Source organism: Vibrio sp. J1-1 (genome assembly GCF_021728395.1).
In the GTDB taxonomy this organism is placed as follows: domain Bacteria; phylum Pseudomonadota; class Gammaproteobacteria; order Enterobacterales; family Vibrionaceae; genus Vibrio.
Genome location: NZ_JAKKCM010000003.1, coordinates 448833 through 475057, shown reverse-complemented (window position 1 = coordinate 475057; position 26225 = coordinate 448833). Strand labels below are relative to the sequence as shown.

At 45.3% G+C, this 26225-nt stretch carries 28 protein-coding genes; 11 read left to right on the top strand and 17 right to left on the bottom strand.

Annotated elements, in window-relative coordinates; genetic code table 11:
• Nucleotides 1–95: 95 nt before the first annotated feature.
• The 3 genes from trmB to glsB all read left to right on the top strand — a co-directional run bounded on the left by trmB (nt 96) and on the right by glsB (nt 2863).
• Complete coding sequence (gene trmB, locus L3V31_RS07050) at nt 96–815, top strand: tRNA (guanosine(46)-N7)-methyltransferase TrmB (RefSeq protein WP_237315385.1); 720 nt, start codon at nt 96–98, stop codon at nt 813–815.
• An 11-nt stretch (nt 816–826) separates the two neighbouring features.
• Nucleotides 827–1855: a DNA methylase gene (locus L3V31_RS07045; RefSeq protein ID WP_237315407.1), complete on the top strand. Its 1029-nt coding sequence runs from the start codon at nt 827–829 to the stop codon at nt 1853–1855.
• A gap of 87 nt (nt 1856–1942) precedes the next feature.
• Complete coding sequence (gene glsB / locus L3V31_RS07040) at nt 1943–2863, top strand: glutaminase B (RefSeq protein ID WP_237315384.1); 921 nt, start codon at nt 1943–1945, stop codon at nt 2861–2863.
• Nucleotides 2864–2940: 77 nt separating this feature from the next.
• Here the strand turns inward: glsB and hemW are convergent, their stop codons facing one another.
• From hemW to L3V31_RS07005, 7 genes are all read right to left on the bottom strand, one after another.
• Nucleotides 2941–4116: a radical SAM family heme chaperone HemW gene (gene hemW / locus L3V31_RS07035; protein ID WP_237315406.1), complete on the bottom strand. Its 1176-nt coding sequence runs from the start codon at nt 4114–4116 to the stop codon at nt 2941–2943.
• A gap of 17 nt (nt 4117–4133) precedes the next feature.
• Nucleotides 4134–4736, bottom strand: a complete 603-nt coding sequence (locus tag L3V31_RS07030; protein WP_237315383.1) for an XTP/dITP diphosphatase — start codon at nt 4734–4736, stop codon at nt 4134–4136.
• A gap of 130 nt (nt 4737–4866) precedes the next feature.
• Complete coding sequence (locus tag L3V31_RS07025; RefSeq protein WP_237315382.1) at nt 4867–5298, bottom strand: DUF4426 domain-containing protein; 432 nt, start codon at nt 5296–5298, stop codon at nt 4867–4869.
• A 237-nt stretch (nt 5299–5535) separates the two neighbouring features.
• Nucleotides 5536–5826, bottom strand: coding sequence for a DUF167 family protein YggU (gene yggU, locus L3V31_RS07020; protein WP_237315381.1), 291 nt, complete (start codon nt 5824–5826; stop codon nt 5536–5538).
• Nucleotides 5826–6383, bottom strand: coding sequence for a YggT family protein (locus L3V31_RS07015; protein WP_237315380.1), 558 nt, complete (start codon nt 6381–6383; stop codon nt 5826–5828). The genes yggU and L3V31_RS07015 overlap by 1 nt, the downstream gene beginning before the upstream one ends.
• Nucleotides 6384–6435: 52 nt before the next feature.
• On the bottom strand, nt 6436–7254 hold the full coding sequence (gene proC, locus L3V31_RS07010; RefSeq protein ID WP_237315379.1) for a pyrroline-5-carboxylate reductase: 819 nt from the start codon (nt 7252–7254) through the stop codon (nt 6436–6438).
• 122 nt (nt 7255–7376) lie between these two features.
• Nucleotides 7377–8090 carry a YggS family pyridoxal phosphate-dependent enzyme gene (locus tag L3V31_RS07005; RefSeq protein WP_237315378.1) on the bottom strand — a complete coding sequence of 238 codons (714 nt, stop codon included), beginning with the start codon at nt 8088–8090 and terminating at the stop codon, nt 7377–7379.
• Between the two features lie 28 nt (nt 8091–8118).
• Here L3V31_RS07005 and L3V31_RS07000 point away from each other — a divergent pair, with 28 nt between their 5' ends.
• Nucleotides 8119–9159 (top strand): type IV pilus twitching motility protein PilT, encoded by a 1041-nt coding sequence (locus tag L3V31_RS07000; RefSeq protein ID WP_237315377.1) that lies wholly within the window; start codon nt 8119–8121, stop codon nt 9157–9159.
• Between the two features lie 30 nt (nt 9160–9189).
• Nucleotides 9190–10296 (top strand): PilT/PilU family type 4a pilus ATPase, encoded by a 1107-nt coding sequence (locus L3V31_RS06995; protein ID WP_237315376.1) that lies wholly within the window; start codon nt 9190–9192, stop codon nt 10294–10296.
• Between the two features lie 63 nt (nt 10297–10359).
• Here the strand turns inward: L3V31_RS06995 and ruvX are convergent, their stop codons facing one another.
• The 9 genes from ruvX to L3V31_RS06950 form a co-directional block, all read right to left on the bottom strand.
• Nucleotides 10360–10785, bottom strand: coding sequence for a Holliday junction resolvase RuvX (gene ruvX, locus L3V31_RS06990; protein ID WP_014233030.1), 426 nt, complete (start codon nt 10783–10785; stop codon nt 10360–10362).
• Between the two features lie 41 nt (nt 10786–10826).
• Nucleotides 10827–11390, bottom strand: a complete 564-nt coding sequence (locus L3V31_RS06985) for a YqgE/AlgH family protein (protein ID WP_237315405.1) — start codon at nt 11388–11390, stop codon at nt 10827–10829.
• A gap of 112 nt (nt 11391–11502) precedes the next feature.
• Nucleotides 11503–12453 (bottom strand): glutathione synthase, encoded by a 951-nt coding sequence (gene gshB, locus L3V31_RS06980; protein WP_237315375.1) that lies wholly within the window; start codon nt 12451–12453, stop codon nt 11503–11505.
• 14 nt (nt 12454–12467) lie between these two features.
• Nucleotides 12468–13199: a 16S rRNA (uracil(1498)-N(3))-methyltransferase gene (rsmE, locus tag L3V31_RS06975; protein WP_237315374.1), complete on the bottom strand. Its 732-nt coding sequence runs from the start codon at nt 13197–13199 to the stop codon at nt 12468–12470.
• A 140-nt stretch (nt 13200–13339) separates the two neighbouring features.
• Entirely contained in the window at nt 13340–14035 is a 696-nt protein-coding gene (endA, locus tag L3V31_RS06970; RefSeq protein WP_237315373.1) for a deoxyribonuclease I, read from the bottom strand.
• A 130-nt stretch (nt 14036–14165) separates the two neighbouring features.
• The gene (locus L3V31_RS06965) at nt 14166–14663 is read right to left on the bottom strand and encodes a SprT family zinc-dependent metalloprotease (RefSeq protein ID WP_237315372.1); all 498 of its coding nucleotides are present in this window, start codon (nt 14661–14663) and stop codon (nt 14166–14168) included.
• Nucleotides 14664–14728: 65 nt separating this feature from the next.
• Complete coding sequence (locus L3V31_RS06960) at nt 14729–15526, bottom strand: DUF2189 domain-containing protein (RefSeq protein ID WP_237315371.1); 798 nt, start codon at nt 15524–15526, stop codon at nt 14729–14731.
• A gap of 312 nt (nt 15527–15838) precedes the next feature.
• Complete coding sequence (metK, locus tag L3V31_RS06955; RefSeq protein ID WP_014233023.1) at nt 15839–16993, bottom strand: methionine adenosyltransferase; 1155 nt, start codon at nt 16991–16993, stop codon at nt 15839–15841.
• An 87-nt stretch (nt 16994–17080) separates the two neighbouring features.
• Complete coding sequence (locus L3V31_RS06950; RefSeq protein ID WP_237315370.1) at nt 17081–17311, bottom strand: hypothetical protein; 231 nt, start codon at nt 17309–17311, stop codon at nt 17081–17083.
• Here L3V31_RS06950 and tkt point away from each other — a divergent pair.
• From tkt to mscS, 5 genes are all read left to right on the top strand, one after another.
• Nucleotides 17310–19304 carry a transketolase gene (gene tkt / locus L3V31_RS06945; protein ID WP_237315369.1) on the top strand — a complete coding sequence of 665 codons (1995 nt, stop codon included), beginning with the start codon at nt 17310–17312 and terminating at the stop codon, nt 19302–19304. The two genes, L3V31_RS06950 and tkt, sit on opposite strands and share 2 nt — an antisense overlap.
• Before the next feature lie 142 nt (nt 19305–19446).
• Entirely contained in the window at nt 19447–20487 is a 1041-nt protein-coding gene (epd, locus tag L3V31_RS06940) for an erythrose-4-phosphate dehydrogenase (protein WP_237315368.1), read from the top strand.
• A 155-nt stretch (nt 20488–20642) separates the two neighbouring features.
• A complete protein-coding gene (locus L3V31_RS06935) occupies nt 20643–21803 on the top strand; it encodes a phosphoglycerate kinase (protein ID WP_237315367.1) in 1161 nt (386 codons plus the stop codon).
• Between the two features lie 154 nt (nt 21804–21957).
• Nucleotides 21958–23034 (top strand): class II fructose-bisphosphate aldolase, encoded by a 1077-nt coding sequence (gene fbaA, locus L3V31_RS06930; protein ID WP_237315366.1) that lies wholly within the window; start codon nt 21958–21960, stop codon nt 23032–23034.
• A 444-nt stretch (nt 23035–23478) separates the two neighbouring features.
• On the top strand, nt 23479–24345 hold the full coding sequence (gene mscS / locus L3V31_RS06925; protein WP_237315365.1) for a small-conductance mechanosensitive channel MscS: 867 nt from the start codon (nt 23479–23481) through the stop codon (nt 24343–24345).
• A gap of 104 nt (nt 24346–24449) precedes the next feature.
• Here mscS and L3V31_RS06920 read toward each other — a convergent pair whose 3' ends face one another.
• Nucleotides 24450–25079, bottom strand: a complete 630-nt coding sequence (locus L3V31_RS06920; RefSeq protein ID WP_237315364.1) for a LysE/ArgO family amino acid transporter — start codon at nt 25077–25079, stop codon at nt 24450–24452.
• A gap of 131 nt (nt 25080–25210) precedes the next feature.
• Between L3V31_RS06920 and L3V31_RS06915 the strand changes: the two genes are divergently transcribed.
• Nucleotides 25211–26107 carry a LysR family transcriptional regulator ArgP gene (locus L3V31_RS06915; RefSeq protein ID WP_237315363.1) on the top strand — a complete coding sequence of 299 codons (897 nt, stop codon included), beginning with the start codon at nt 25211–25213 and terminating at the stop codon, nt 26105–26107.
• Nucleotides 26108–26225 lie beyond the last annotated feature (118 nt).

Here is a 26225-nt window from a genome sequence, read left to right as displayed (position 1 = left end):
TGAGTTGTGGTAGACCAAAGCTCAACAAAAACTTGCACCTGAGTAAATTCTTTGGATAATCCCCGCTTTGATTAATCAATGTGCAGGCAAAATCAATGAGTGAAGTAACCACTAACGAATACAACGAAGACGGCAAACTGATCCGTAAAATCCGCAGCTTCGTTCGTCGCGAAGGCCGCCTAACCAAGGGCCAAGAGAGTGCGATGAATGAGTGCTGGCCAACGATGGGTATCGATTACAAAGCAGAACTTCTTGATTGGAAAGAAGTATTTGGTAACGACAACCCAGTTGTACTTGAAATCGGTTTTGGTATGGGCGCTTCACTGGTTGAAATGGCAAAGAACGCACCTGAGAAAAACTTCATCGGTATCGAAGTACATAGCCCAGGTGTTGGTGCTTGTCTTTCTGATGCGCGTGAAGCGGGTATTACTAACCTGCGTGTTATGTGTCATGACGCGGTAGAAGTGTTTGAGCACATGATCCCGAACGATAGCCTAACGACACTGCAACTGTTCTTCCCAGACCCATGGCATAAAAAACGCCACCACAAGCGCCGTATTGTACAGCTAGAGTTTGCTGAAATGGTTCGCCAGAAGCTTATCCCTAATAAGGGTATCTTCCATATGGCAACGGACTGGGAAAACTACGCAGAGCACATGATTGAAATCATGAAACAAGCACCAGGTTTTGAAAACATTGCTGAAGAAGGTGACTTTGTTCCTCGTCCAGAGGATCGTCCATTGACTAAATTTGAAGCTCGCGGTCACCGTCTTGGTCACGGTGTGTGGGACATCAAGTTCAAGCGTACTGCTTAAGGAGCCAGGTGATGTACCACTATGCGATATTAGCGAATCCGGGTCACAACCGTATTTACTTTGATAGCGCTATGACCATCGCATGTTCAGAGCTAAAAGCCATGCTGGCTTCTGAAGGTGTTGAAGTGACTGAAATTGGCAGTAAAGATGTCGGCTTACCTGCGGCATTGGTGTTCTCGTGTGCAGACGCTCTCAACGAGGCACAAGCTCGTAAATTAGCGGCATCTTCGATTTATTACGCGCTGTTTGAAGTGCGTGAAGATGGTTTGCTACGTCCAATTCAGGCGCCTGCGTTCAACACTTTCCCTGAGAGTATGAGTCAGATCCTGCGTTATACCGGAAAAACAAACGAGCAGTTTACGCGTTTGATGGTAAACCTTGGCGTGAGTGCCGCTAAAACAGATAGCGCGCAACTGACGTTAATGGATCCGATGTGTGGTAAGGGTACAACACTATTTGAAGGTTTGATCCATGGCTTGAATGTAGTGGGTGTTGAGATCAACCAGAAATGGGTTCAAGAGATCCAAACCTTCGTTGTTAAGTTTATGAAGAACGGTCGCTTTAAACATAAAGTGAGCAAAGAAAAGCGCACCTCTGGTGGTAAAAAAGTGGCCGATGGTTTCGTGATTGAAGCCGCTGCGAAGAAAGAAGATTACAACCAAGGTTACCTTCAGACGATGAAGCTGTACTCGGCGGATACCCGTATCGCAGACCAAGTTGTGAAAAAGAACTCAGTGGATGTCATGGTGTCTGACTTGCCTTATGGCGTGCAGCACGGCAGTAAAAATGCGAAAGACAGTAAACTGAACCGCAGCCCATTGGAGCTTTTAAAAGAAGCTCTGCCTGCATGGAAAGTGGTACTAAAAAAGCAAGGGTCAGTGGTGTTGTCTTTCAACGAGTTCACACTGAAATGGAAAGATGTCGCGGCATTATTTGAAGAGCAGGGGTGGAAGGTGCTTTCAGAAGACCCTTATATCGGTTATCTTCACCGCGTGGATCAATCTATCAACCGCAACATTATTGTGGCAGTGAAACCATAATTGATTGTTCGATAAAAATATTTGAAAAGCCAACAATGTATTGGCTTTTTTTACCTCTGAATTAAATCAGTGATAATAAGGTGAACAATGAAACCTACAGTGGAAATTTTGACAGATATTCTGACCGAAGTTCGTCCTTTGATCGGTCAGGGAAAAGTAGCTGATTACATTCCTGCTCTGGCAAAAGTGCCCAGCAACAAGTTAGGTATTGCGGTATACACCAATGACGGTGAAGTGATTAAGGCGGGCGACGCCGATGAACCTTTTTCTATTCAGTCTATTTCGAAAGCACTAAGCCTGACGCTAGCAATGTGCTTATATAAGCAAGAAGAAATATGGACAAGAGTAGGGAAAGAGCCTTCAGGTCAGGCCTTTAATTCTTTAATCCAGTTAGAGATGGAACAGGGCATACCACGTAACCCGTTCATCAACGCTGGTGCGATAGTGGTTGCTGATCTGCTGCAAAGTCGTTTGTCTGCACCGCGTCAGCGCTTGCTTGAATTCGTTCGCCAGCTTTCCGGTGATACCCACATTGTGTACGACAAAGTGGTGGCGGCTTCTGAAATGATGCATGGTGATCGCAACGCCGCAATTGCTTATCTGATGCGTTCATTTGGTAACTTCGACAATGAAGTCATACCCGTGCTGCAAAATTACTTCCATGCCTGTGCTTTAAAGATGAGCTGTGTTGATTTGGCGAAAACCTTTAGCTATTTAGCCAACAAAGGTACGTCTGTACAAACAGGAAAGCCGATTGTCTCACCAACTCAAACTAAGCAGTTGAATGCACAGCTCGCGACGTGTGGGCTTTATGATGGCGCCGGTGAGTTTGCCTACCGTGTCGGTATGCCGGGTAAGTCTGGTGTTGGTGGTGGTGTCATTGCTGTTGTTCCGGGAGAAATGAGCATTGCAGTTTGGTCACCGGAGCTCGACCCCGCTGGTAACTCTCTGGCTGGAACAAAAGCTTTGGAATTGCTTTCAGAGCGAATCGGTCGTTCCATTTTCTAAAGCTGCTTATTCGTATCAGGTTAAAAAATGCCTCTCAAATATGAGAGGCATTTTTTATGCTTTATTTTCTGACGTTGTTATTCGTCTTCTTCTGCCATAAAGGCTTCGAGTAAGTCGTTCAAGAAAAGTTTCCCTTTCTCGGTAATTTGCCAGTGTGTCTTTGTCTCACTCAAATACCCCATTTCCAACGCCCAGCCGATGGTGTTTTGAATGCTGATTAGTGGTAACCCTGTAGTGTCGATAAAGTCTTGTTTTGGACACGCTTCCATTAAACGGAAACGGTTCATAAAGAACTCAAACGGACGGTCTTCATCTTCGACGAATTGTTCAGTATGTAGGTACGGCTTAACCATATTTTGGTATGCAGCCAGATACCCACGAGGGTGCTTCACTTTGGTGGTACGAATGATACGTCCGTCAGAGAAGCTCAGCTTACCGTGTGAGCCACAGCCGATGCCGAGGTAATCCCCAAAGCGCCAGTAATTGAGATTATGCTGACACTGAAATCCCGGCTTGCTGTAACCAGAAATCTCGTACTGTACGTACCCAGCTGCCGCCAGCTTCTTATGTCCTAGCTCGAAGATGTCCCATAAGTCATCGTCGTCAGGGAGCGTCGGCGGCTTGTAGTAGAACATGGTGTTCGGCTCAATGGTGAGCTGATACCAAGACAGGTGCGGCGGTGCGAGTTCAATTGCTTTATCCAAATCGGCCAGAGCCTGCTCAATACTCTGGTCTGGCAAGCCGTGCATTAAATCCAAGTTAAAGCTGTTTAAGCCGATCTGATGGGCAAGCTTAGCCGCATTGACTGCTTCATCCTTACCATGAATACGGCCAAGTCGCTCTAGCTTCTCTTGTTCAAAACTTTGCACACCAATGGAAATGCGTGTCACACCTGCTTTTCGGTAGCCAGCAAAACGTTCTGCTTCAATCGTGCCTGGGTTGGCTTCCATGGTAATTTCGATGTCAGATTTGAATGGAATGCGCGCTTCAATGCCTTTTAACAGGCGCTCAATCCCTTGTGCTGAAATCAGGCTAGGCGTACCACCACCGATGAATATAGAGTGCAGAGGGCGCGGAGCATCGTTCAAGCGATACTTCTCAATGTCGGTATCCAGATCTTCCAGTAGGGCGTTGATGTATTGCTCCTCTGGGATCTCCGCTTTGAGCTCATGTGAGTTGAAATCACAGTATGGGCACTTTTGTACACACCATGGGATGTGAACATAAAGACTGAGTGCTGGGGGCGTTAATATGGTCAAACTTGTTTACCTTACTGAGCGACTTGTTCAGAAAGCTGAGCAAACAGAGACTTAAGCGCTTTACCACGATGTGATAGCTGCTTTTTACGTGCCGGCTCTAGCTCTGCTGACGCACAGTTGTCTTCTGGTACGAAGAAGATAGGGTCATAACCAAAACCATTCTCACCGTGTGCTTCTGTCAGGATACGACCTTCCCACTTACCGTGACAAACGACAGGTGTTGGATCGTCTTTATGACGCATCAGAACCAATACGCAATGGAAACGTGCGGTGCGCTCAGCTTCTGGCACACCATCCATTGCTTGCAGAAGTTTATTTAGGTTTTCTTGATCTGCCGCGTTTTTTCCAGCGTACCTTGCGGAATAGATACCCGGCGCACCGTTAAGGAAGTCGACTTCTAAGCCAGAATCATCCGCGATAGCAGGCAGACCGGTTTCTTGTGCTGCGTGGCGAGCTTTGATGATCGCGTTTTCAATAAACGTGGTGCCCGTTTCTGCAACTTCAGAGACGTTGAACTCACTTTGTGCTAATACTTCGAATCCGAAATCGGATAGCAAATCAGCCATCTCACGTACTTTGCCTTGGTTGCCTGTTGCTAACACAATTTTTTTCATGGGGTTCTCTTTTCATTGCAATAAGGAGAACATGTTGTTCTCCTTATCTTTTCATTTTAACTTTAGAGGGGGAGGCTTACTGGTGTCCAAAAGCATTTAGAACATCATGATCCAACTACTCTTCGACATATCACTCTTCAACATAAAACTTCTGGGTGAATTTAAGCTTACCTGAGCCTTTGTTTCCAGCTTTTACATCAATATCGATGTTAAAAGTTTCTTCATGCGTCACCGGTAGCTCGGCTAAGTAGTAAATGGCGTCACCTTCTTTAACTTCTCGAAAGGTTAACTGCTGAGTTTGGCCAATCAGGTTCTTCGCTTGCCCATCGACTTGCGCTTCTAACGCTGGTTTTCCGAGAGAAGCTCTATCCAACACACTAATATTGATAATTGCAAGGTAGCCATTACGTTGGATGTCATAGCTTCGTGCTATTTTAGGCGTCAGAAAGGTAGAGTTAAACGCCACGTAATGTACTTCGATGTCTTTCATGTTTTTGAACTGCTCGGCGAGAGTCGGGAAAGACAGCAGGCTGATCAGTAAGGCGGTAATCCATTTGTTCATCGTGATATCCTCAAAAAGATACTTCCATTTAAGTTTAATGTAATACCAGTCGTAGTAAATAACTGGTCATTCTAGCTTGTTAAAATACTCGATCACTGCGTTGCCAATTCTGATTGTAGAATTAATACTTATCGAAAATTTTCGTCTTGTTCTCTAGCATTTTCACTACGCTATCTCTGATCACTTAATTACTGTGATTGGTATAAACAACTCATTATCAGGTTAAATAAAAAGCCATCATAAGATGGCTTTTATATCAGCAGGTATCTGGGTGGGAGATTCTATTCGAATTTGCTTGTGCCGTCCCAGCTCACCTTTTTCTATGTGAACCAAACCCTTAGCGACTTTAAATTGCTTAGCCAAGAACTTGGTTAGATGCGCATTGGCTTTACCATCGACAGGCGGTGCAGTAATGGCGATTTTTAACTCTTCTCCGTGCAAGCCAACGACTTTATCGCGGCTTGCTTTGGGTTGAATATAGAGCTTTAGGACGATGTCCTCGCCATCACGCCAAGCTGCGGATGACACTACAGCTGGAACCAGATTGGGCCAACAATGTCGCCTATTAGGAAGTTGGCGAATTGTAGACCGATAAACAGAACCAAGACGCTAAGATCCAGACCTCCGATTGCAGGGATAATACGACGGATTGGCGCACACATTGGTTCAGTCAGCTGGTGGAACACATATTCAATTGGGCTACGACCTTGGCTAACCCAGCTTAGGATTGCACGGATCAGCAATACCCAGAATAACAAGCCGCCAGCGGCTTTAATCAGAGACAGTAAGCCGAGGAATAGGAACTCGATACTGAAAGAAACCGAGCCGTTTGATGCGATTAGGATCAGCGCAACGAACTTGAGTACACACAATAGGTACGCAAAGAGAATGGTAGCCAGATCGATATTACCGACAGACGGAATAAAGCGACGCAGAGGACCAATCACAGGCTGAGTAGCTTTTACGATAAATTGCGAGAAAGGGTTATAGAAGTCTGCGCGCGCAGCTTGCAACCAAATACGCAATATAACGACCATGATATACAGGTCAAATAGGGTTGAGATGAGAAAACTCATTGAATTCATAAGGTACCCTTAACAAGTGGTGGATGGCTTTTCTCTGTAAGCATCCAGATAATTAAAATAGCTTTTCCATTTCTTCCGCACGAGCAACCGCTGCCTGCATTGCTTTTGCTACGATATCAGAAAGTTGATGTTCGTTGAATGTGCGTAGTGCTTCTGCGGTTGTGCCTCCTTTAGAGGTGACATTTTCACGTAGTGTTGATAGCTCAGTCTCTGGGTTATTTACGACCATGCTGGCTGCACCTAATGCAGCTTGCTGAACCAGCAGACGAGCGGTGTCTTTATCAAAACCTTGCGCTACCGCTTCTGCTTGCATTGCTTCCATAAACAAGAAAAAGTAGGCAGGAGCGCTGCCGGCAGCCGCAATCACATTGTTGATGCCAGATTCTTGTTCTACCCAACACACTTTACCTACCGCTTCCATTAATTGAGCCGCGAAGTCTTTATCTTGTTGAGTCACGTGTTCTGGAGCGAAAAGACCACTCATGCCTAAACCCAGTTGAGAAGGCGTATTTGGCATCACACGAACCAAGTTTAACTTAGTCGCTAGCATCTCATCTAAACGTGAACAATTAATGCCAGCAGCGATAGAAATCACTAATTTTTTGCTGAAATCGACAGATTGCAGTGGTTTACATACCTCCGCCATCATTTGTGGTTTCACAGACAACACCACCACATCCGCTTCTGATGCAGCAAGGAGGTTATCGCTGCTAGTACGGATGCCAAAATCTTGCTCGAGTGGCACGCGGCGTGTTTCTGAAGGGGCGGTTGCCACAATATTTTTTGCCGGGTATCCGTTTGATACTAAGCCAGAAATGATGGCTCGCACCATGTTACCTGCACCGATGAAGGCAATCTTTTTATGTTCCATTTGTCTGATTTCCATTGTGATACTTTACTATTTACAATGCACGGGTGTGCATAGTGACAATTAAGTCTTACCGCTTAACTTTGTGATGCGAAGATTGAGCTTTTTTCGCTTACTGGTAATGGCTATTCACTTTTTGAGTTATAGTCACGTGCGCCAAAAATCGCTGTTCCGATACGAACCATCGTGCTACCGGCTTCTATCGCCGCCGTCATGTCGCCACTCATCCCCATGGACAATGTGTCTATGTCCGGATACTGCTGCTGAAGCGTTTGCTTCAATGCCGCCAGCTTCTGGAACTCATGAAGTTGTGCATCATAGTCCGATACGTTAGCAGGAATAGACATCAATCCTCTTAACGTGAGGTTCGGAAGGCGAGAAATCAACTCAGCCAGTTCGAATATTTCTTCACCGGTTACGCCAGATTTTGAGTCTTCGCCACTGGTGTTCACTTGAATCAGTACCTGTAAGGGTTTTAATTCGTTAGGGCGTTGATCATTAAGACGTTGCGCGATCTTTGCGCGGTCGATGGTGTGAACCCAATCGAAATGTTCAGCGACAAGGCGTGATTTATTGGACTGAATTGGTCCGATGAAGTGCCATTCTATGCAATTATCTGGATAATGCTGTGCAAAGTGCTGAACTTTATCCACGCCCTCTTGCACATAGTTTTCACCAAATGCGGTTTGACCAGCTTGGTAAGCTTCAAGAATGGCTTCTACGGGTTTGGTTTTACTTACCGCTAGAAGTTGCACTGACTCCGGAGCACGACCGCATTTTTGCTCGTCGTTGCGAATTTGAGAGGTGATATGTTCAATATTTTGTTGAATACTACTCATAGCTGTACTTTAGACTTAAGGATTTTAAATGGATATCACTGAGTTACTGGATTTTAGTGTAAAACATAATGCCTCAGATCTACATCTTTCTGCAGGTGTAGCACCTATGGTCAGAATTGATGGCGATGTGAGAAAGCTCGGTATTCCAGCGTTTACACACCAAGAGGTACATCGCTTGGTATTCGAAATCATGAATGACGCTCAACGCAGTGAGTTCGAAGAAAAACTCGAAGTTGATTTTTCTTTTGAACTACAGAACGTAGGTCGCTTTCGTGTCAACGCCTTTAACCAGTCCCGCGGCTGCGCTGCGGTATTTCGTACCATTCCAAGCAGCATACCAACGCTTGATCAACTCGAAGCACCAGAAATCTTCAGCAAGATTGCCAGCGGACAAAAAGGCTTAGTTCTGGTAACTGGGCCAACTGGCTCTGGTAAATCGACGACTTTAGCTGCCATTGTCGACTACATCAATCGTAATCACAATAAGCACATTCTCACAATTGAAGATCCAATTGAATTTGTTCATACCAACAACAAATGTTTGATCAATCAGCGTGAAGTTCACCGTGACACTCATAGCTTCCAAAACGCCTTGCGCAGTGCATTACGTGAAGACCCGGATGTCATCTTAGTGGGTGAGATGCGTGATAAAGAAACCATTAGCCTTGCGTTGACCGCCGCAGAAACTGGTCATTTGGTTTTTGGAACGCTACACACCAGTTCAGCCGCAAAAACCATTGACCGTATTATCGATGTATTTCCGGGTAGCGACAAAGACATGGTGCGTTCGATGTTGTCAGAATCGTTAAGTTCAGTGATTGCCCAGAAGCTATTAAAACGTAATGGGGGAGGCCGAGTAGCCTGCCACGAAATCATGATGGCGACACCAGCAATCCGTAACTTGATTCGCGAAGATAAAGTCGCACAGATGTACTCGATAATTCAAACTGGCGCGGCACACGGTATGCAGACCATGGAGCAAAATGCTCGTCAGCTATTGGCGCAAGGTATTGTTTCTCACGAAGAGGCCGACAGCAAAGTTGGGCTTGATGTACAGCAGTTCTCGTAACACTCATGCAGACAATGGTGAATACGGAAAATGGATCTGAATAAATTTCTTGAAGGTATGCTGGCGCTACAAGCGTCGGATCTTTATATCACGGTCGGCGCGCCAATTTTGTATCGGGTCGACGGTGAGTTACGCCCACAAGGTGAAAAGCTGACTGAAAATGATGTGGCTCAGCTACTGGATAATGCAATGGATCCTGAGCGTCGTCAGGAGTTTCGAAAAAGTCGAGAATCTAACTTTGCTATTGTCAGAGAATGCGGTCGTTTCCGCGTTAGTGCCTTTTTCCAAAGAGAATTGCCGGGTGCGGTTATTCGTCGGATTGAAACTAACATTCCTACCTTTGAGCAGCTTAAACTGCCTTTAGTGTTGCAAGATTTGGCGATTGCTAAGCGAGGTCTGGTGCTGGTGGTTGGTGCAACGGGCTCTGGTAAGTCAACAACAATGGCGGCAATGACAGGCTACCGAAACAACAACAAGACAGGCCATATCCTGACGGTAGAAGATCCGATCGAATTTGTTCATGAACACAAGCGTTGTATCGTAACCCAGCGTGAAGTCGGTTTAGATACAGAAAGCTACGAAGTGGCACTAAAAAACTCTCTGCGTCAGGCCCCGGATATGATTTTGATCGGCGAAATCCGCAGTAGAGAGACCATGGAGTATGCGATGACCTTTGCTGAAACTGGGCATTTGTGTATGGCGACTCTCCACGCTAACAACGCTAACCAGGCTTTAGAGCGGATTCTTCATTTAGTACCCAAAGATCAAAAAGATCAGTTCTTGTTTGATCTATCTATGAACTTAAAAGGCGTGGTTGGCCAGCAGTTGATCCGCGATAAAAGTGGGCAGGGACGTCATGGCGTATTTGAGATCCTGCTGAACAGTCCACGTGTTTCGGATTTAATCCGTCGAGGTGATCTGCATGAATTGAAGTCGACGATGTCTCGCTCAAACGAGTTTGGTATGCTGACCTTTGACCAGTCACTCTACAAGTTAGTGATGCAAGGGAAAATCAGTGAAGAAGATGCATTGCACAGTGCAGATTCTGCTAATGATCTGCGTCTCATGCTGAAAACCCAACGCGGTGAGCCTCTAGCAACAGGCAGTTTGGCGAACGTTAAGATCGATATGGACTAGGGCTTCCCATATTCCAGACAATAAAAAGGTTGGCAGGTACCAACCTTTTCTTTTTAAGCTAATTTACTCATTCCAAAGGTTTTCAAACCAGCTTTCTAGAATGACAACTGCGGATTGACAATCGATATTCCCTTTTGACAGCGCTTTGTAGCCACCCATTTCGAACAAGTCTGCACGAGCTTCAGCTGTGGACAAACGTTCATCGTGCAGTTCAACAGGCAAGCCATAACGGCCTTGTAAACGATTAGCAAACTTCTTTGCACGGGGAGTAATGGTTTCCAAGTCTTTGCCGTGAAGGTCTGTCGGTAGCCCCACAACCAATAAATCCGGTTGCCATTCTTTGATCTGTTTTTCGATGTCGTCCCAGTTTGGAATGCCATCATTGGCTTTAAAAGCTTTGAGTGGGGAAGCGGTACCGGTAATTTCCTGGCCAATCGCGCTGCCGATGCTTTTGGTTCCAAAATCAAAAGCCATAATAGTACGTGACATAAGGTGTCTCAAATCTCAATCTAGGGGAACTGTCTGACTTATCAGGCATGTCCTGCGTCAGAAGAAAGCTGACTCGGGTCGATCCCCAGTTTTTCTACTGCTTTTTTCCAACGGTCTGTAATTGGGGTATCAAAGATGATTTCTGGCGTAGCTTCAATGGTTAGCCAGGAGTTTTCAACTAACTCATTTTCCAGCTGTCCTGCGCTCCAGCCTGCGTAGCCCAAAGCAACCAAATAGTCGCTTGGCTCAGCTTCGGTACCTAACACAGTCAGAATATCTCGCGAGGTTGTCACTGCAAGGTCATCGGTCATCTGAATACTGGATTCATAGTAATCTTTCGGTTTATGCAGAATAAAACCACGATCTTCTGAGATCGGGCCGCCGTTATATACAGGCCTGTCAAGGCTCGCTTCGAACAAGCGCGGGTGTACAGGTTGTACTTTGACTTGCTTAAGCATGTTACCCACCGTGATATCGACTGGCGCATTGATTATTAACCCCATTGCGCCTTCTTCGTTGTGCTCGCAGACGTAGATCACGCTATTCTGGAAATAGGGATCTTTCATTCCAGGCATGGCAACTAAAAAATGGTTTGTGAGGTTCATATTCATACTGATCCTTAGGACTCAGAAGTGCACTTAAGCAAATTGGTACTATATGCATGAATTTGCTTAAGTTTGCATTTGGCTCTCTACTATAACTTTACTATATATTTATTTATTCGCTCTTCAGTCTGCGTTCAATTGCATCCATTAGTTTACCGGTGATTGAGATATCAAACGCCGCTTCGATCTCACGGATACAAGTTGGGCTGGTTACGTTGATTTCTGTCAGCTTATCGCCAATCACATCAAGGCCCACAAAAATAAGCCCTTTTTCTTTCAGAGTTGGGGCTACGGTTTGGGCGATTTTAATGTCTGTTTCACTGAGAGGACGAGCTTCACCTGTGCCGCCCGCTGCAAGGTTACCGCGCGTTTCGCCTTTCGCAGGAATACGGGCCAGACAGTAAGGCATTGGCTCGCCATCAACCACGAGAATACGCTTGTCACCATTGCTGATATCAGGTACGAATGTTTGTGCCATCGCGTAATTCTGACCATGGTTAGTCAGTGTTTCGATGATCACTGATACGTTTGGATCGTTCTCTTTCACGCGGAAAATAGACGCCCCACCCATGCCATCAAGAGGTTTTAAGATCACATCGCCGTGCTCTTCGCGGAAAGCTTTAATCTTTTCGGCTTTACGAGTCACGATGGTGGTAGGCGTCAGCTCTGGGAACCAAGCAGTAAATAGTTTCTCATTACAATCACGCAGACTTTGAGGTTTGTTGAGGATGAGCGTGCCTTGCTCTTCTGCACGCTCAAGGATGTAAGTCGCGTAGATGTATTCAGTGTCAAACGGAGGATCTTTACGCATCAGAACCGCGTCTAACTCAGATAGCTCGATGGTTTGCTCTGATTTGAACTCGTACCAGCCGTTTGGATCTTCTTTCAGTTCGACCACTTTAGTGTCAGCAATCGCTACGCCTTGGTCGAGGTGAAGATCATTCATTTCCATGTAGTGGATTTCGTAGCCGCGGCGCTGCGCTTCAAGCATCATGGCAAAGCTAGAGTCTTTCTTGATGTTAATGGACGAAATTGGGTCCATAACAATACCGAGTTTGATCATTATTTTTCTCCGTTTTAACCAAGATCGCCGAAACGAACTTGTAAGGCTGTAATTGCGGTAAGAGCCGCTGTTTCGGTGCGCAGCACTCGTGGGCCGAGAAGCGTCTCTTCAAATTGGTACTCGCGGGTCATATCGATTTCTTCAGATGACAAGCCGCCTTCAGGGCCGATTAGCAGACGAACTTTTTTAACCGGTGTTGGCAGGGTGTTGATCGAATATTTGGCACGAGGGTGAAGGTTGAGCTTAAGTCCATCGTACTCTTCTTTGCTCCACTCTTCCAAGCTCATGATTGGGCGAATCTCCGGGACGATGTTACGTCCACACTGCTCACAAGCGCTGATAGCAATCTTCTGCCATTGGGCCAGTTTCTTCTCAAATCGTTTCTGATCGAGCTTCACGCCACAACGTTCAGAAATAAGGGGAGTGATGGTATTTACCCCGAGTTCTACCGACTTTTGAATGGTGAACTCCATCTTGTCGCCCCGTGAAATGACCTGTCCTAGGTGGAGATCCAAAGGGGATTCAATGCTGTTCTCTACGCGCTCAGAGATGTCTACGAGGACATTCTTTTTGCTGACTTCTGCGATAACTGCGGGAAACTCTGCACCACTACCGTCAAATAGGAGAACCTCCTGACCTTCTTTCATACGAAGTACGCGACCAATATGGCCAGCGGCGTCCTCACTTAAAGGGGTTGTACCAAGTTGTTGAATGGTTTCTGGATGATAAATTCGAGGGATACGCATGAGATTTCCAGCAAGAGAATAAACTTAGTTCCTAACATGGATGCTTTCCATCTAAAAAACAAGGGGCAAGAGGCGTTTCAAGTGGAGTAAATGAAACGCCTTAAACAGGAAAGATTGGCGATTGTCGCTATTGATGATGATTACAGTGCACGACAGGCCTCTTTAACGAATGGATTATGGTTGCCTTGTACTTTGGCAATGCGCTTATCGCGTTCGCACTCCCATTTATCTGCAGGGTAGGTTTTGTTCCATGCACTCATTAACTGAGTTTGTTGCTTGGATAGTTTGAAACCGTACTCTTTGCTCATATAAAGATAGGTGCGAGCGATTGAGCCACGTGCTCGGTCTGGTGGCATGACTTTGCGTTGTTTAAAGTTCACTTGAACTTCGCAACGACCGTAGGTTACGCCATCGATACCATTCCACTGACTGAAATTGTAGTTAGAGCGGTCGCCATTGACTTCACCAATTGCGGGGGTCAGGTTATGCAGATCGGCTTCCATTGAGCGGAATGCTTTGTCATTACGAGAGCAGTTTTTACGGCCGCCGTTTTGCCAGCATTGCCGCTGGTGTCCGAATTGCCAAGCTGGAACGACATGTTCCCACTCGATGCGTGAGGCTCGTCTTTCTTGTTTTCGGACCTGGTAGCCGCACGAAGCAAGGTCAGGTAAGCCTTTCTTGCCTTGCCATTGAATATTGCAACCACAGTAGAAGCTGGTGGGATGATCTTGATAGATTTTTACCGCTTCGCGCTTAGCAGCTGAAAATGAACTTGGTGGCGCAGCCACGGCAGCACTGGATAGTGCAAGAATGAATAAAGAGAACAGGTATTTCATGGTTAAAGTCTTTAAAAAGTATGACTTTATCCATTCTATCACTCAGATATTAGCTTTCGTAATAAGCAAGTTAATAATAAAAAAGAAAAGTGGGTCAATCTTTCCAACTGGTGGTTAATTGAGTGAGAGACTAAGTAAGCTGAACGCCAGTGAACTTAAGAGGCTGACGACATTTTTGACACGAATATACGGCTTGTTTTCGAAGTACTTTGTTGTGACGGCGAATAGACAATGGATATGTCGTACAGCGACAATGGTACTCGAAGGTTTTACCTTGAACGGAAGAGACTTCAAAACTATGTGTGGTTTTGGCTGGAACGTTAAATACGGATTCCATTACGGTTTGCCACTCTTTGCCATGAGGGCGAACGCGACCGTATAGCTGATACGTGATTAAGTGGGCGACCTCATGGGGTATGACTTCTTGCAAGAAAGCTTGGGTGTTTTCTTTAAATAAAACCGGGTTGAGACGAATCTCATTGAGCTGAAGGTACGCTTTTCCTGCTGCTTTACCTCGGACTTTAAAGGTCAAACTGGGAAGAGGGAATGAACGCTTAAAAGCATGTTCAGCTAATGCGATACAGTGCGCCATCACCTGTTTTGCTTTGTCGCTTAGTTCAGTGTCCATTCTTTCCTCTCAAATTCAATAAAAAGCCCCCGCAGTAGCGAGGGCTGGATCATAGCATCACTGAATTAAGGTGTGTGCTTTTTCTTAATCGTTGCATGGTAAGCATGCCATGTGCCGTAGCCAAGAATAGGCATGGTAAACAACATTCCGATTCCGTAGGTGGCAAAACCAATCAAGATGCCGCCACAGATGATTGCTGCCCAAACGATCATGGCTGGAATGTTGGATTTAACCGCATTAAAGCTGGTGAAGACCGCGGTCATCATGTCAACTCTGCGTTCCATCATCAATGGAATTGAGAAGGCTGAAATGCTGAATACTACACTTGCCAGTATAAAGCCGATGAGTGAGCCAATCACTAAGAAGGGCAAGAACTCTGTAAGCGGTGCACCTTGTACGGATGGATACAACGCATGAAGAAGCGCGGCGATTCGCATCCAGAAAATCATACAAACGGCAAGCAGAACGGCAAATGCCCATTGAGACGTCGAGTTACGGCCTATCGCTTTCATTGAGTGAAACAGGCGAGCTTTGTGTCCGCGTTCTCTCTCCCAACTTGCATCATACAAGCCTAGGGCTAAAAATGGCCCAATAAGCATGTAGACGATTAAGCTTGGCATTACGACTAAATGTGTCCCTTGCCATTGCACAAGCAGTACGATGCCGATGGCTGCTGCCATAAAGCACACCCCATAAAACGCACTAATGAGCGGCATTCGCACGAAATCATGAAGCCCTAATGCGAGCCAGTGGAATGGCGCGCTAATGTTGACCGTGTTGCACGGAATAGTTCTAGCGTATTCGTTATCAGGGACTTCCTTTCGCTTGCTGTGGAAGTTGGATGGATTGACTGTTCGAGGCATAACTCCTCCTTGGCTTATTCCTACGCAGTTATCTGAAAAATGGCTCAACCAACCCCTACTAGGTTAAGTCATAAAGGATGCCTAGCTAACGCTTTTCCCAAGGTTGCTGAAGTCACACTAGCTTACATCCGTGTTGTTATTGAAATCGTATTTAACAATATTTTAACTATTGGCGGAGTTGGGACAATTTACAACTATTTGCTTAAAATTTGTTCTTGGTAGACGGGGCTGGTGGATAGAGGCGTATGGGGAATAGGACGAAAAAAGCCCCCGCCATAAGGCGAGGGCTTTGGGAATTCAGAGCAAGCTCAATTACTTGATGCCAGCGAATTCGCGAAGAAGTGCTGCTTTATCAGTTGCTTCCCATGGGAACTCTTCACGACCAAAGTGGCCGTATGCTGCTGTCTTCTTGTAGATTGGCTGCAGAAGGTTAAGCATTTCTTGCAGGCCGTATGGACGTAGGTCGAAGAACTGACGTACCGCTTCGATGATGATGTCGTGAGATACTTTCTCAGTACCAAACGTTTCCACCATGATTGATGTTGGATCCGCAACACCGATAGCGTAAGAAAGTTGGATTTCACAACGGTCAGCCATACCAGCTGCAACGATGTTTTTCGCTACGTAACGTGCTGCGTATGCTGCACTACGGTCAACTTTTGATGGATCTTTCCCAGAGAACGCACCACCACCGTGACGAGCTGCACCGCCGTAAGTATCTACGATAATCTTACGTCCAGTCAGACCACAGTCACCCATTGGGCCACCGATTACAAAACGGCCTGTTGGGTTAATGAAGAAGTTAGTCTCTTTGTTGATCCACTCTGAAGGTAGAACTGGCTTGATGATCTCTTCCATTACTGCTTCACGCAGTTCAGGAGTTGAGATTGAATCACAGTGCTGAGTTGATAGAACAACAGCATCGATACCTACGATCTTACCTTGGTCGTACTGGAACGTTACCTGAGATTTCGCATCTGGGCGCAACCACGGTAGTGTACCGTTCTTACGTACTTCTGCTTGTTTTTCAACAAGACGGTGAGAGTACGTAATTGGAGCTGGCATTAGAACTTCAGTTTCGTTACATGCGTAACCGAACATGATGCCTTGGTCACCGGCGCCTTGCTCTTTTGGATCCGCTTTATCAACACCTTGGTTGATATCTGGTGACTGTTTACCAATTGTGTTTAGTACTGCACAAGAGTTGGCATCAAAACCCATATCTGAGTGTACGTAGCCGATTTCACGAACGGTTTCACGAGTTAGCTCTTCAATGTCAACCCATGCTGAAGTCGTGATTTCACCACCCACCATTACCATACCGGTTTTAACGTAAGTCTCACATGCAACACGAGCCTTTGGATCTTGCTCTAGAATCGCGTCAAGAACCGCATCAGAAATCTGGTCTGCAATTTTATCTGGATGACCTTCTGATACTGACTCAGAAGTAAACAGGTGCTTAGCCATGTTAGCTCCACTATATTTGGTTTAAAACTGGAGCATGATAAACGCTCCAGCGCAAAATAATACTAATATATGCAGGTGTATCTACATCTAGACGGCTATTCTAAGTTTGATTGCTCGAATTACAAGCTCTTTTTTGGTTTTTGTCACAACTAAACGTTTGCGTGAGATATTTATTATTTTGGGAGTTTCGGGGGATTTAAATTCAAAGATGTAATATTTGTGAGCTTTTGGGGTGGAAATCGTTTGCACACCCTGAGGGGCTTTGAGAGAATTATGACCAATTTTTTCGTTTCGCTTAACGTACTCAGGAGCAGACATGTCGTCTCGTAAACATCTTGCCAATGCAATCCGTGCTCTCAGCATGGATGGTGTTCAACAAGCTAACTCAGGTCACCCAGGTGCACCTATGGGTATGGCTGATATCGCTGAAGTTCTTTGGCGCTCTCACCTAAACCACAACCCATCTAACCCAGAATGGGCTGATCGTGACCGTTTTGTACTTTCAAACGGCCATGGTTCTATGCTGATTTACTCGCTACTGCACTTGAGCGGTTACGAGCTATCTATCGACGATCTGAAAAATTTCCGTCAGCTTCATTCAAAAACTCCGGGTCACCCAGAGTATGGCTATGCACCTGGTATCGAGACAACAACAGGTCCTTTAGGTCAAGGCATTACTAACGCAGTTGGTATGGCGATGGCTGAAAAAGCACTTGCGGCACAGTTCAACAAAGAAGGTCACGACATCGTTGACCACTTCACTTATGCGTTCTTGGGCGACGGCTGTCTGATGGAAGGTATCTCGCACGAAGCATGTTCTCTAGCAGGTACTTTAGGTCTAGGTAAACTGATTGCGTTCTGGGATGACAACGGCATCTCTATTGATGGTCACCTTGAAGGCTGGTTCTCAGACGATACACCTAAGCGTTTTGAAGCGTACGGCTGGCACGTAATCCCAGCGGTAGATGGTCACGATTCTGAAGCAATCAATGCTGCAATTGAAGCAGCTAAAGCGGACCCTCGCCCTACGCTAATCTGCACTAAGACTATCATCGGTTTTGGTTCTCCTAACAAGTCTGGTTCTCACGACTGTCACGGTGCGCCACTTGGCCAAGACGAAGTGCAAGCGGCACGTGAGTACCTAGGTTGGGAATTTGGTCCATTTGAGATCCCTTCAGACGTTTACGCAGAGTGGGATGCAAAAGAAGCGGGCGCGGCGAAAGAGGCAGCATGGAACGAGAAGTTTGACGCTTACGCGGCGGCTTATCCAGCAGAAGCGGCAGAGCTAAAGCGTCGTCTAAATGGCGAGCTACCTGCACAGTGGGAAGAGAAAGCAAACCAAATCATTGCTGATCTTCAATCAAACCCAGCAAACATTGCCTCACGTAAAGCATCTCAAAATGCGCTAGAAGCGTTTGGTCAAATGCTTCCAGAATTCATGGGCGGCTCTGCTGACCTTGCGCCTTCTAACTTAACCATGTGGTCTGGTTCTAAGTCTCTTGAAGCGAACGACTTCTCAGGTAACTACATCCACTACGGTGTACGTGAATTCGGTATGACGGCTATCATGAACGGTATCGCACTCCACGGTGGTTTTGTTCCTTACGGCGCAACTTTCCTAATGTTCATGGAATACGCTCGTAACGCAATGCGCATGGCTGCTCTGATGAAAGTTCAGAACATCCAGGTTTACACGCACGACTCTATCGGTCTTGGCGAAGATGGTCCAACTCACCAACCAGTTGAGCAAATGGCTTCTCTACGTCTGACTCCAAACATGAGCACATGGCGTCCATGTGACCAGGTTGAATCAGCAGTCGCTTGGAAACTGGCGATTGAGCGTAAAGATGCACCAACAGCGCTTATCTTCTCTCGTCAAAACCTAGCACAACAAGAGCGTACTGCAGAGCAAGTAGCAGACATCGCGAAAGGTGCTTACATCCTGAAAGATTGCGAAGGTAAGCCAGAGCTTATCCTTATCGCAACAGGCTCTGAGGTTGAACTAGCAGTAGAAGCAGCAGCGCAGCTAACTGCAGAAGGTAAGCAAGTACGCGTTGTTTCAATGCCATCAACGGATGCATTCGACAAGCAAGACGCGGCTTACCGTGAAGCAGTACTACCATCAGACGTAACCGCACGTATCGCTATCGAAGCGGGCATTGCAGACTTCTGGTACAAGTACGTAGGCTTTGGCGGCAAGATCATCGGTATGACGACCTTCGGTGAATCTGCACCAGCAGGCGAACTGTTCAAGATGTTCGGCTTCACTACTGAAAACGTAGTAAACACAGCGAAAGAGTTGTTAGCGTAATAAAATACGCAGATGAAAAACCGAGCAGTCATGCTCGGTTTTTTTATGCTCATAGTGTCGGTAAAAGACACTTACTTAATGCGTTTTTGTTTCTCATCGGGTACTATCTGTGACACGAAAATTCTGGTAGGGCGAAGGATAAATGCTAAAGGTTGCGATCAATGGATTTGGGCGTATAGGTCGTAATGTTCTGCGAGCTGTATATGAAAGCGGCAAACATCAGCAGATCAAGGTTGTAGCGGTAAACGAACTGGCTCAGCCTGAAGCGATGGCGCACTTACTTCAATATGACACCAGTCATGGTCGTTTCGGTAAAAAGATCTCTCACGACCAAGAGCATTTATACGTTCACCACAGCTCATGTCATCAAGATGCTGGTGATTACGATGCTATACGCATTCTTCATCTTGCCGACATTGATCTTCTTCCTTGGCGAGACCTCGAAGTTGATATTGTATTAGATTGTACTGGTGTCTATGGCTGCAAAGCTGACGGTTTAGCCCATATAGAAGCGGGTGCTAAAAAAGTACTGTTTTCCCACCCTGGCTCTGCCGACATCGATAACACCATTATCTACGGTGTAAACCACGAAACGCTTAAAGACGAACATGTTGTTGTTTCTAATGGTTCCTGTACGACGAACTGTATCGTTCCTATCATCAAAGTCTTAGATGAAGCATTCGGGATTGAGTCTGGCACCATTACGACTATCCATTCATCCATGAATGATCAACAGGTCATTGATGCATACCATAACGATTTACGTCGTACACGTGCTGCAAGCCAATCTATCATCCCCGTTGATACCAAGTTGCATAAAGGGATTGAAAGAATCTTCCCGAAATTTTCTAACAAATTTGAAGCGATTTCTGTTCGAGTTCCGACTGTTAACGTCACTGCAATGGATTTAAGTGTCACAATTAGTACAAATGTGAAAGTTAATGACGTAAATCAAACCATTGTTAACGCATCTCAGTGTACATTACGTGACATTGTTGACTATACTGAATCGCCGCTCGTTTCCATCGATTTTAACCACGACCCCCATAGTGCGATTGTGGATGGAACTCAGACAAGAGTGAGTAACGGGCAGCTAGTAAAAATGCTCGTATGGTGCGATAACGAATGGGGCTTTGCTAATCGGATGCTGGATACCGCTTTAGCAATGCAAGCTGCGAAGTAAGCCGGACAGCAGCGATGGAAAAAATGTTTATTTTTATCCTTGAAATAAATATTGAATGTCTCCATATTCTATAACCAGTTTGAAGAATTAACAGGCTTGGCAGGGTTGCCGAGTTTTCAAAAACTTTAATTTTTAAATATTTGAGAGGACACAACATGTCTGTAATCAAGATGACTGACCTGGATCTTGCAGGTAAACGTGTATTTATCCGTGCGGACCTAAACGTACCTGTGAAAGATGGCAAAGTGACTTCTGATGCACGTATCCTAGCTTCACTACCAACTATCAAGCACTGTCTTGCAGCTGGCGCTAAAGTAATGGTGACTTCTCACCTAGGCCGCCCAACTGAAGGTGAGTACGCTGAAGAGTTCTCTCTACAACCTGTTGTTAACTACCTAAACGACGCACTAGATTGCGAAGTTAAACTAGCAAAAGACTACCTAGATGGCCTAGAGCTAAACGCTGGTGAACTTGTTGTTTTAGAAAACGTTCGCTTCAACAAAGGCGAAAAGAAAAACGAAGAAGAGCTATCTAAGAAATACGCAGCACTTTGTGACGTATTCGTAATGGATGCATTCGGTACTGCTCACCGCGCTCAAGCGTCAACGCACGGCGTTGGTATGCACGCTGCAGTTGCTTGTGCTGGTCCTCTTCTTGCTGCTGAACTAGAAGCGCTAGGCAAAGCAATGGACAACCCAGAGCGTCCACTCGTTGCTATCGTTGGTGGTTCAAAAGTTTCAACTAAACTAACCGTTCTAGAATCTCTGTCTAAAATTGCTGATCAACTTGTTGTTGGTGGTGGTATCGCGAACACATTCATCGCAGCTGATGGCCACAATGTAGGTAAGTCTCTATACGAAGCAGACCTAATCGAAACAGCTCAAAAGTTAATGAAAGAGTGCTCTATCCCAGTTGCGACTGACGTTGCATGTGCTAAAGCATTTGACGAAAACGCAGAAGCGGAAATCAAGAACGTTGCAGACGTTCAAGATGACGACATGATCTTCGACCTAGGTCCAGATTCAACAGCGGCTCTTGCTGAAATCATCGGCAATGCAAAAACTATCCTATGGAACGGTCCTGTAGGTGTATTCGAGTTCAAGAACTTCGAAGCAGGTACTAAAGGCATTTCAGAAGCTATCGCTAAATCTGCAGGCTTCTCTGTAGCAGGCGGTGGTGACACACTAGCTGCTATCGACAAGTTCGGTATCAAAGCAGACGTGTCTTACATCTCTACTGGTGGCGGCGCTTTCCTTGAGTTCGTAGAAGGTAAAGTTCTCCCTGCAGTAGAAATGCTAGAAGCACGCGCTAAGTAATTAAAGCAAAGCGGGGGAGTCTCTCTCCCGCTTTGTTGTTTGCTGCAACGTGAGAGGAACTCTGCTAGAATAGCCTCTGTTGTGAGCAAACGTTTGCAAGATTTTCAACTTAACAAGTTTTGTTTAAAAACGACAGATAAATAGGATTGAATCCATGTCTAAGATCTTCGACTTCGTAAAACCAGGTGTTATCTCTGGCGATGACGTTCAGAAAGTTTTTGAAGTAGCGAAAGAAAACAACTTCGCACTTCCAGCTGTAAACGTTGTAGGTACTGACTCTGTAAACGCAGTGCTAGAAGCAGCATCAAAAGTTAAAGCTCCAGTTGTTGTTCAGTTCTCTAACGGCGGTGCAGCTTTCTTCGCTGGTAAAGGCGTTAAACTTGAAGGTCAAGGTGCTCAAATCCTTGGTGCTGTAGCTGGTGCTAAATACGTTCACGCTGTAGCTGAAGCTTACGGTGTACCAGTAATTCTACACACTGACCACGCAGCTAAGAAACTTCTACCTTGGATCGACGGTCTTCTAGACGCTGGTGAAGAGTACTTCGCTCAAACTGGTAAGCCTCTATTCTCATCTCACATGATCGACCTTTCTGAAGAGTCTCTAGAAGAGAACATCGAAATCTGTGCTAAATACCTAGAGCGTATGGCTAAGATGAACATGACTCTAGAGATTGAACTAGGTTGTACGGGTGGTGAAGAAGACGGCGTAGATAACTCTGATATGGACGCATCTGAGCTATACACTTCTCCAGAAGACGTTGCTTACGCATACGAGAAACTAAGCGCAGTTAGCCCACGTTTCACTATCGCAGCATCTTTCGGTAACGTACACGGTGTTTACAAGCCAGGTAACGTAGTTCTTACTCCAACTATCCTACGTGATTCTCAAGCGTACGTTTCTGAGAAATTCGGTCTACCAGCGAACTCTCTAAACTTTGTATTCCACGGTGGTTCTGGTTCTTCTCAAGAAGAAATCCAAGAGTCTATCGGTTACGGTGTTATCAAAATGAACATCGATACAGATACACAGTGGGCAACTTGGGATGGTATCCGTAAGTACGAAGCTGAAAACCACGATTACCTACAAGGTCAAATCGGTAACCCAACTGGCGAAGATGCGCCAAACAAGAAGTACTACGATCCACGCGTATGGCTACGTGCAGGTCAAGCTTCAATGGTTACTCGTCTTGAGCAAGCATTTGCTGACCTTAACGCAGTTGACGTACTATAATTCGATTGAATTAACGTTGTTTAAAACCCGCTCATTGAGCGGGTTTTTTTATATCTTCAGTCTGGTGTCTGTTGGGTACGATACCCTTTAAAAATAATGATCGTCATTGAATAATTTACTAGCAGCAATGGTTGTGTATGATTGGTATACAACAGGTTGCTTTTTTGTACGACATGTTTGGGTTTAGGTAATAAAAGTAGCGAAATAGGATAGCATTGCGTAATCTGTAACAGGCAGATATAGGAAAAGTCTGATAACGTCTTGTTTTGCATCTCTTTGCGAAATTCTGACTTTGCAAAACGTCAAAGTTAATATATCGTGCCAAAATTCTGACACTGTTCGGTTTTACAATAGTGATATTGTTACAGATAAGAACCTATAAAAAATAAGGTTCATAAAGAAGCGGCAATTGGTTTTATATATCTTGATTTGAGGATAAGTATTATGGCAGGTGAATCGGTGGGTATCGATAACACATTAACAAATGGGCTGACTAAAGCTGAGACTTGGCTTTCAAGCAACTCAGACCTTCTTGTTCAGTATGGCGTAAACATTATTTCAGCACTGATTATTCTATTTATCGGTAATATTATCGTTAAAGCAGTCGCTGGTAGTGTGGCAAAAGTACTTGAAAAGAAAAACATGGATAAGGCGGTCGTTGAATTTATTCACGGTCTTGTTCGTTACTTACTATTCGTTATCGTTCTTATTGCCGCTCTTGGTCGTGTGGGTGTTCAAACTGCCTCTGTAGTTGCGGTAATCGGTGCGGCAGGCCTTGCGGTTGGTCTTGCTCTACAAGGTTCACTATCAAACTTTGCGGCAGGCGTGCTTATCGTTGCATTCCGTCCATTTAAGTCTGGCGATTATGTAGAAATCGGTGGTGTTGCTGGTAGTGTTGAAGCAATTCAAATTTTCCAAACGATTCTAAAAACGCCTGATAACAAAATGGTGGTCGTACCTAACTCTTCGGTTATTGGTGGTGCAATCACTAACTACTCTCGTCACTCGACTCGTCGTGTTGATTTGGTCATTGGTGTTTCTTATAAAGCGGATCTGCAATTAACTAAGAAAGTTATCCGTGAAACACTAGAAAAAGATCCACGTATTCTTAAAAACCCTGATATGACGATTGGCGTCTTAGCACTTGCTGACTCTTCTGTGAACTTCGTTGTACGCCCTTGGGTGAAAACTGAAGATTACTGGGGTGTTTATTTTGATGCGATGCAAGGCATCAAAGAAGCTCTAGATGCCAACGGCATCGAAATTCCATTCCCACAAATGGATGTTCACCTGAATAAAGTAGAAGCGTAATCAAAACGATTTCTACCTAGAGAGCGAGGCACATGTGCCTCGCTTTTTTATACTCGGTAAGGAAGGCCACATCGAATGATGTTGGTTGCTACATAACAGAATGATCACCAGTACTTGGTGATCAACTCATTAGCTAAAACATAGGCGATAGTAAACATCATCGTTGCAACAGCAATATCAATGCCTTTTTTAACCTTAGGTTTAGACAGTGTTGGACCCAATTTAGCTGCGCCTAGAGACAGGGTAAAGAACCATACAAATGAAGCCATAATCGTGCCGAGTGCAAATGCGATACGGTCATGACCCTCAAACTGGCCACCAATAGAGCCAAGAATCACGACAGTGTCCAAGTACAGGTGAGGATTTAATACCGTAACCGCAAGTGCGCCTAAAATCACGGTGCGACGACCACGTGCTATTATTTCCCCTTTAGTTTCTGACTCATTTTCTGGCTTGAATGCACTTCTCATCGACAGGTAGCCATAAACACTGAGAAACGCAATACCGCCGAGTGTTACAGAGGTAAGAAGCATTTCATTTTGCGATAAAACCGCACCACCACCAAATATGCCTAGGGAAATAAACAGCATATCCAGAATGCTACAGATGGTGGCCGTGGTGAGGTGGTGGTTGCGTTTGATGCCTTGATTCAAGACATATGCATTTTGCGCGCCAATCGGAATGATCATCGATGCCCCTATTCCAAACCCTTGCAATACAACCCAAAAACTCACAATTCACCTCATAAAATAGTCATTAAAATCACGAAGAGAAGCAAGATAAAGGCTTTGGTAAAATAAGTATAATTAATGATTATAATATATTATTAGCAAAACTTATCATGATGGGTGAGGAGGGAATTTTCATGAGAGGGTTGGATTATAAGTGGATAGAAGCGCTTGATGCCGTAGTCTATCAAGGAAGCTTTGAGCGAGCCGCTGAGAGTTTGTATGTTTCTCAATCTGCTATTTCTCAAAGAATTAAACAGTTAGAAAAGTTCCTTGCTCAGCCAGTACTGATTCGTGAGCACCCACCTAAGCCGACCCCAATAGGTAAGAAGTTGCTCGGTTTATATCGTCGTGTTCGCTTGCTGGAACATGAGATCCTACCTGAGCTAAAAAATGACACCACGACACGCCCAGTTCAGTTGTCATTGGCGACGAATGCGGACAGTTTGGCTACTTGGCTGTTGCCTGCGTTGCAAGATGTGATGAAAGCTCGTCAAGTAGAGTTAAAACTCGCTATTTATGGTGAATCTCGGTCTATTGAAAAGCTAAGAAGTGGTGAAGTTGCAGGAGCCATCAGTCTGGAATCTCAGGCGATTCCTGGCTGTCGAGCGGATTATTTAGGACGTGTCGATTATGTCTGTGTCGCAAGTCCTGAATTTTATCAACGTTATTTTTCTGATGGCGTAAATAATCAAACGCTCTCTAAGGCGCCAGCCGTTTCGTACGATCAGTACGATGATCTACATAAAGCATTTCTTACTGAGCATTTTAATGTGCGCCCCGATAGCGTGATTCATCACAACATAAGCAGTTCTGAAGCGTTTCTGAAAATGGCGACGGCGGGTGTCGCATATTGCCTGATTCCTCGCCTACAGATCACGAATGAATTGGATCAAGGATCGCTCATTGATATCACGCCGGGATTTCTCATGACCTATCGCATCTACTGGCATCATTGGCAATTGGAAACGGGCGTTCTACAAGAAATTTCACAGGCAATCGTCGGCTATGCTCAACGTCATTTACCGCAGTAGGGGTAACAACAATGACGATAATGCGTGCCTGTTACATTGATTTGGTTAAAAATTACACCAAAGTTACACAGTCAAAGTTGTGTTAGAAGTGAGCGAGGGTGGTTGGATAATCGTCGAA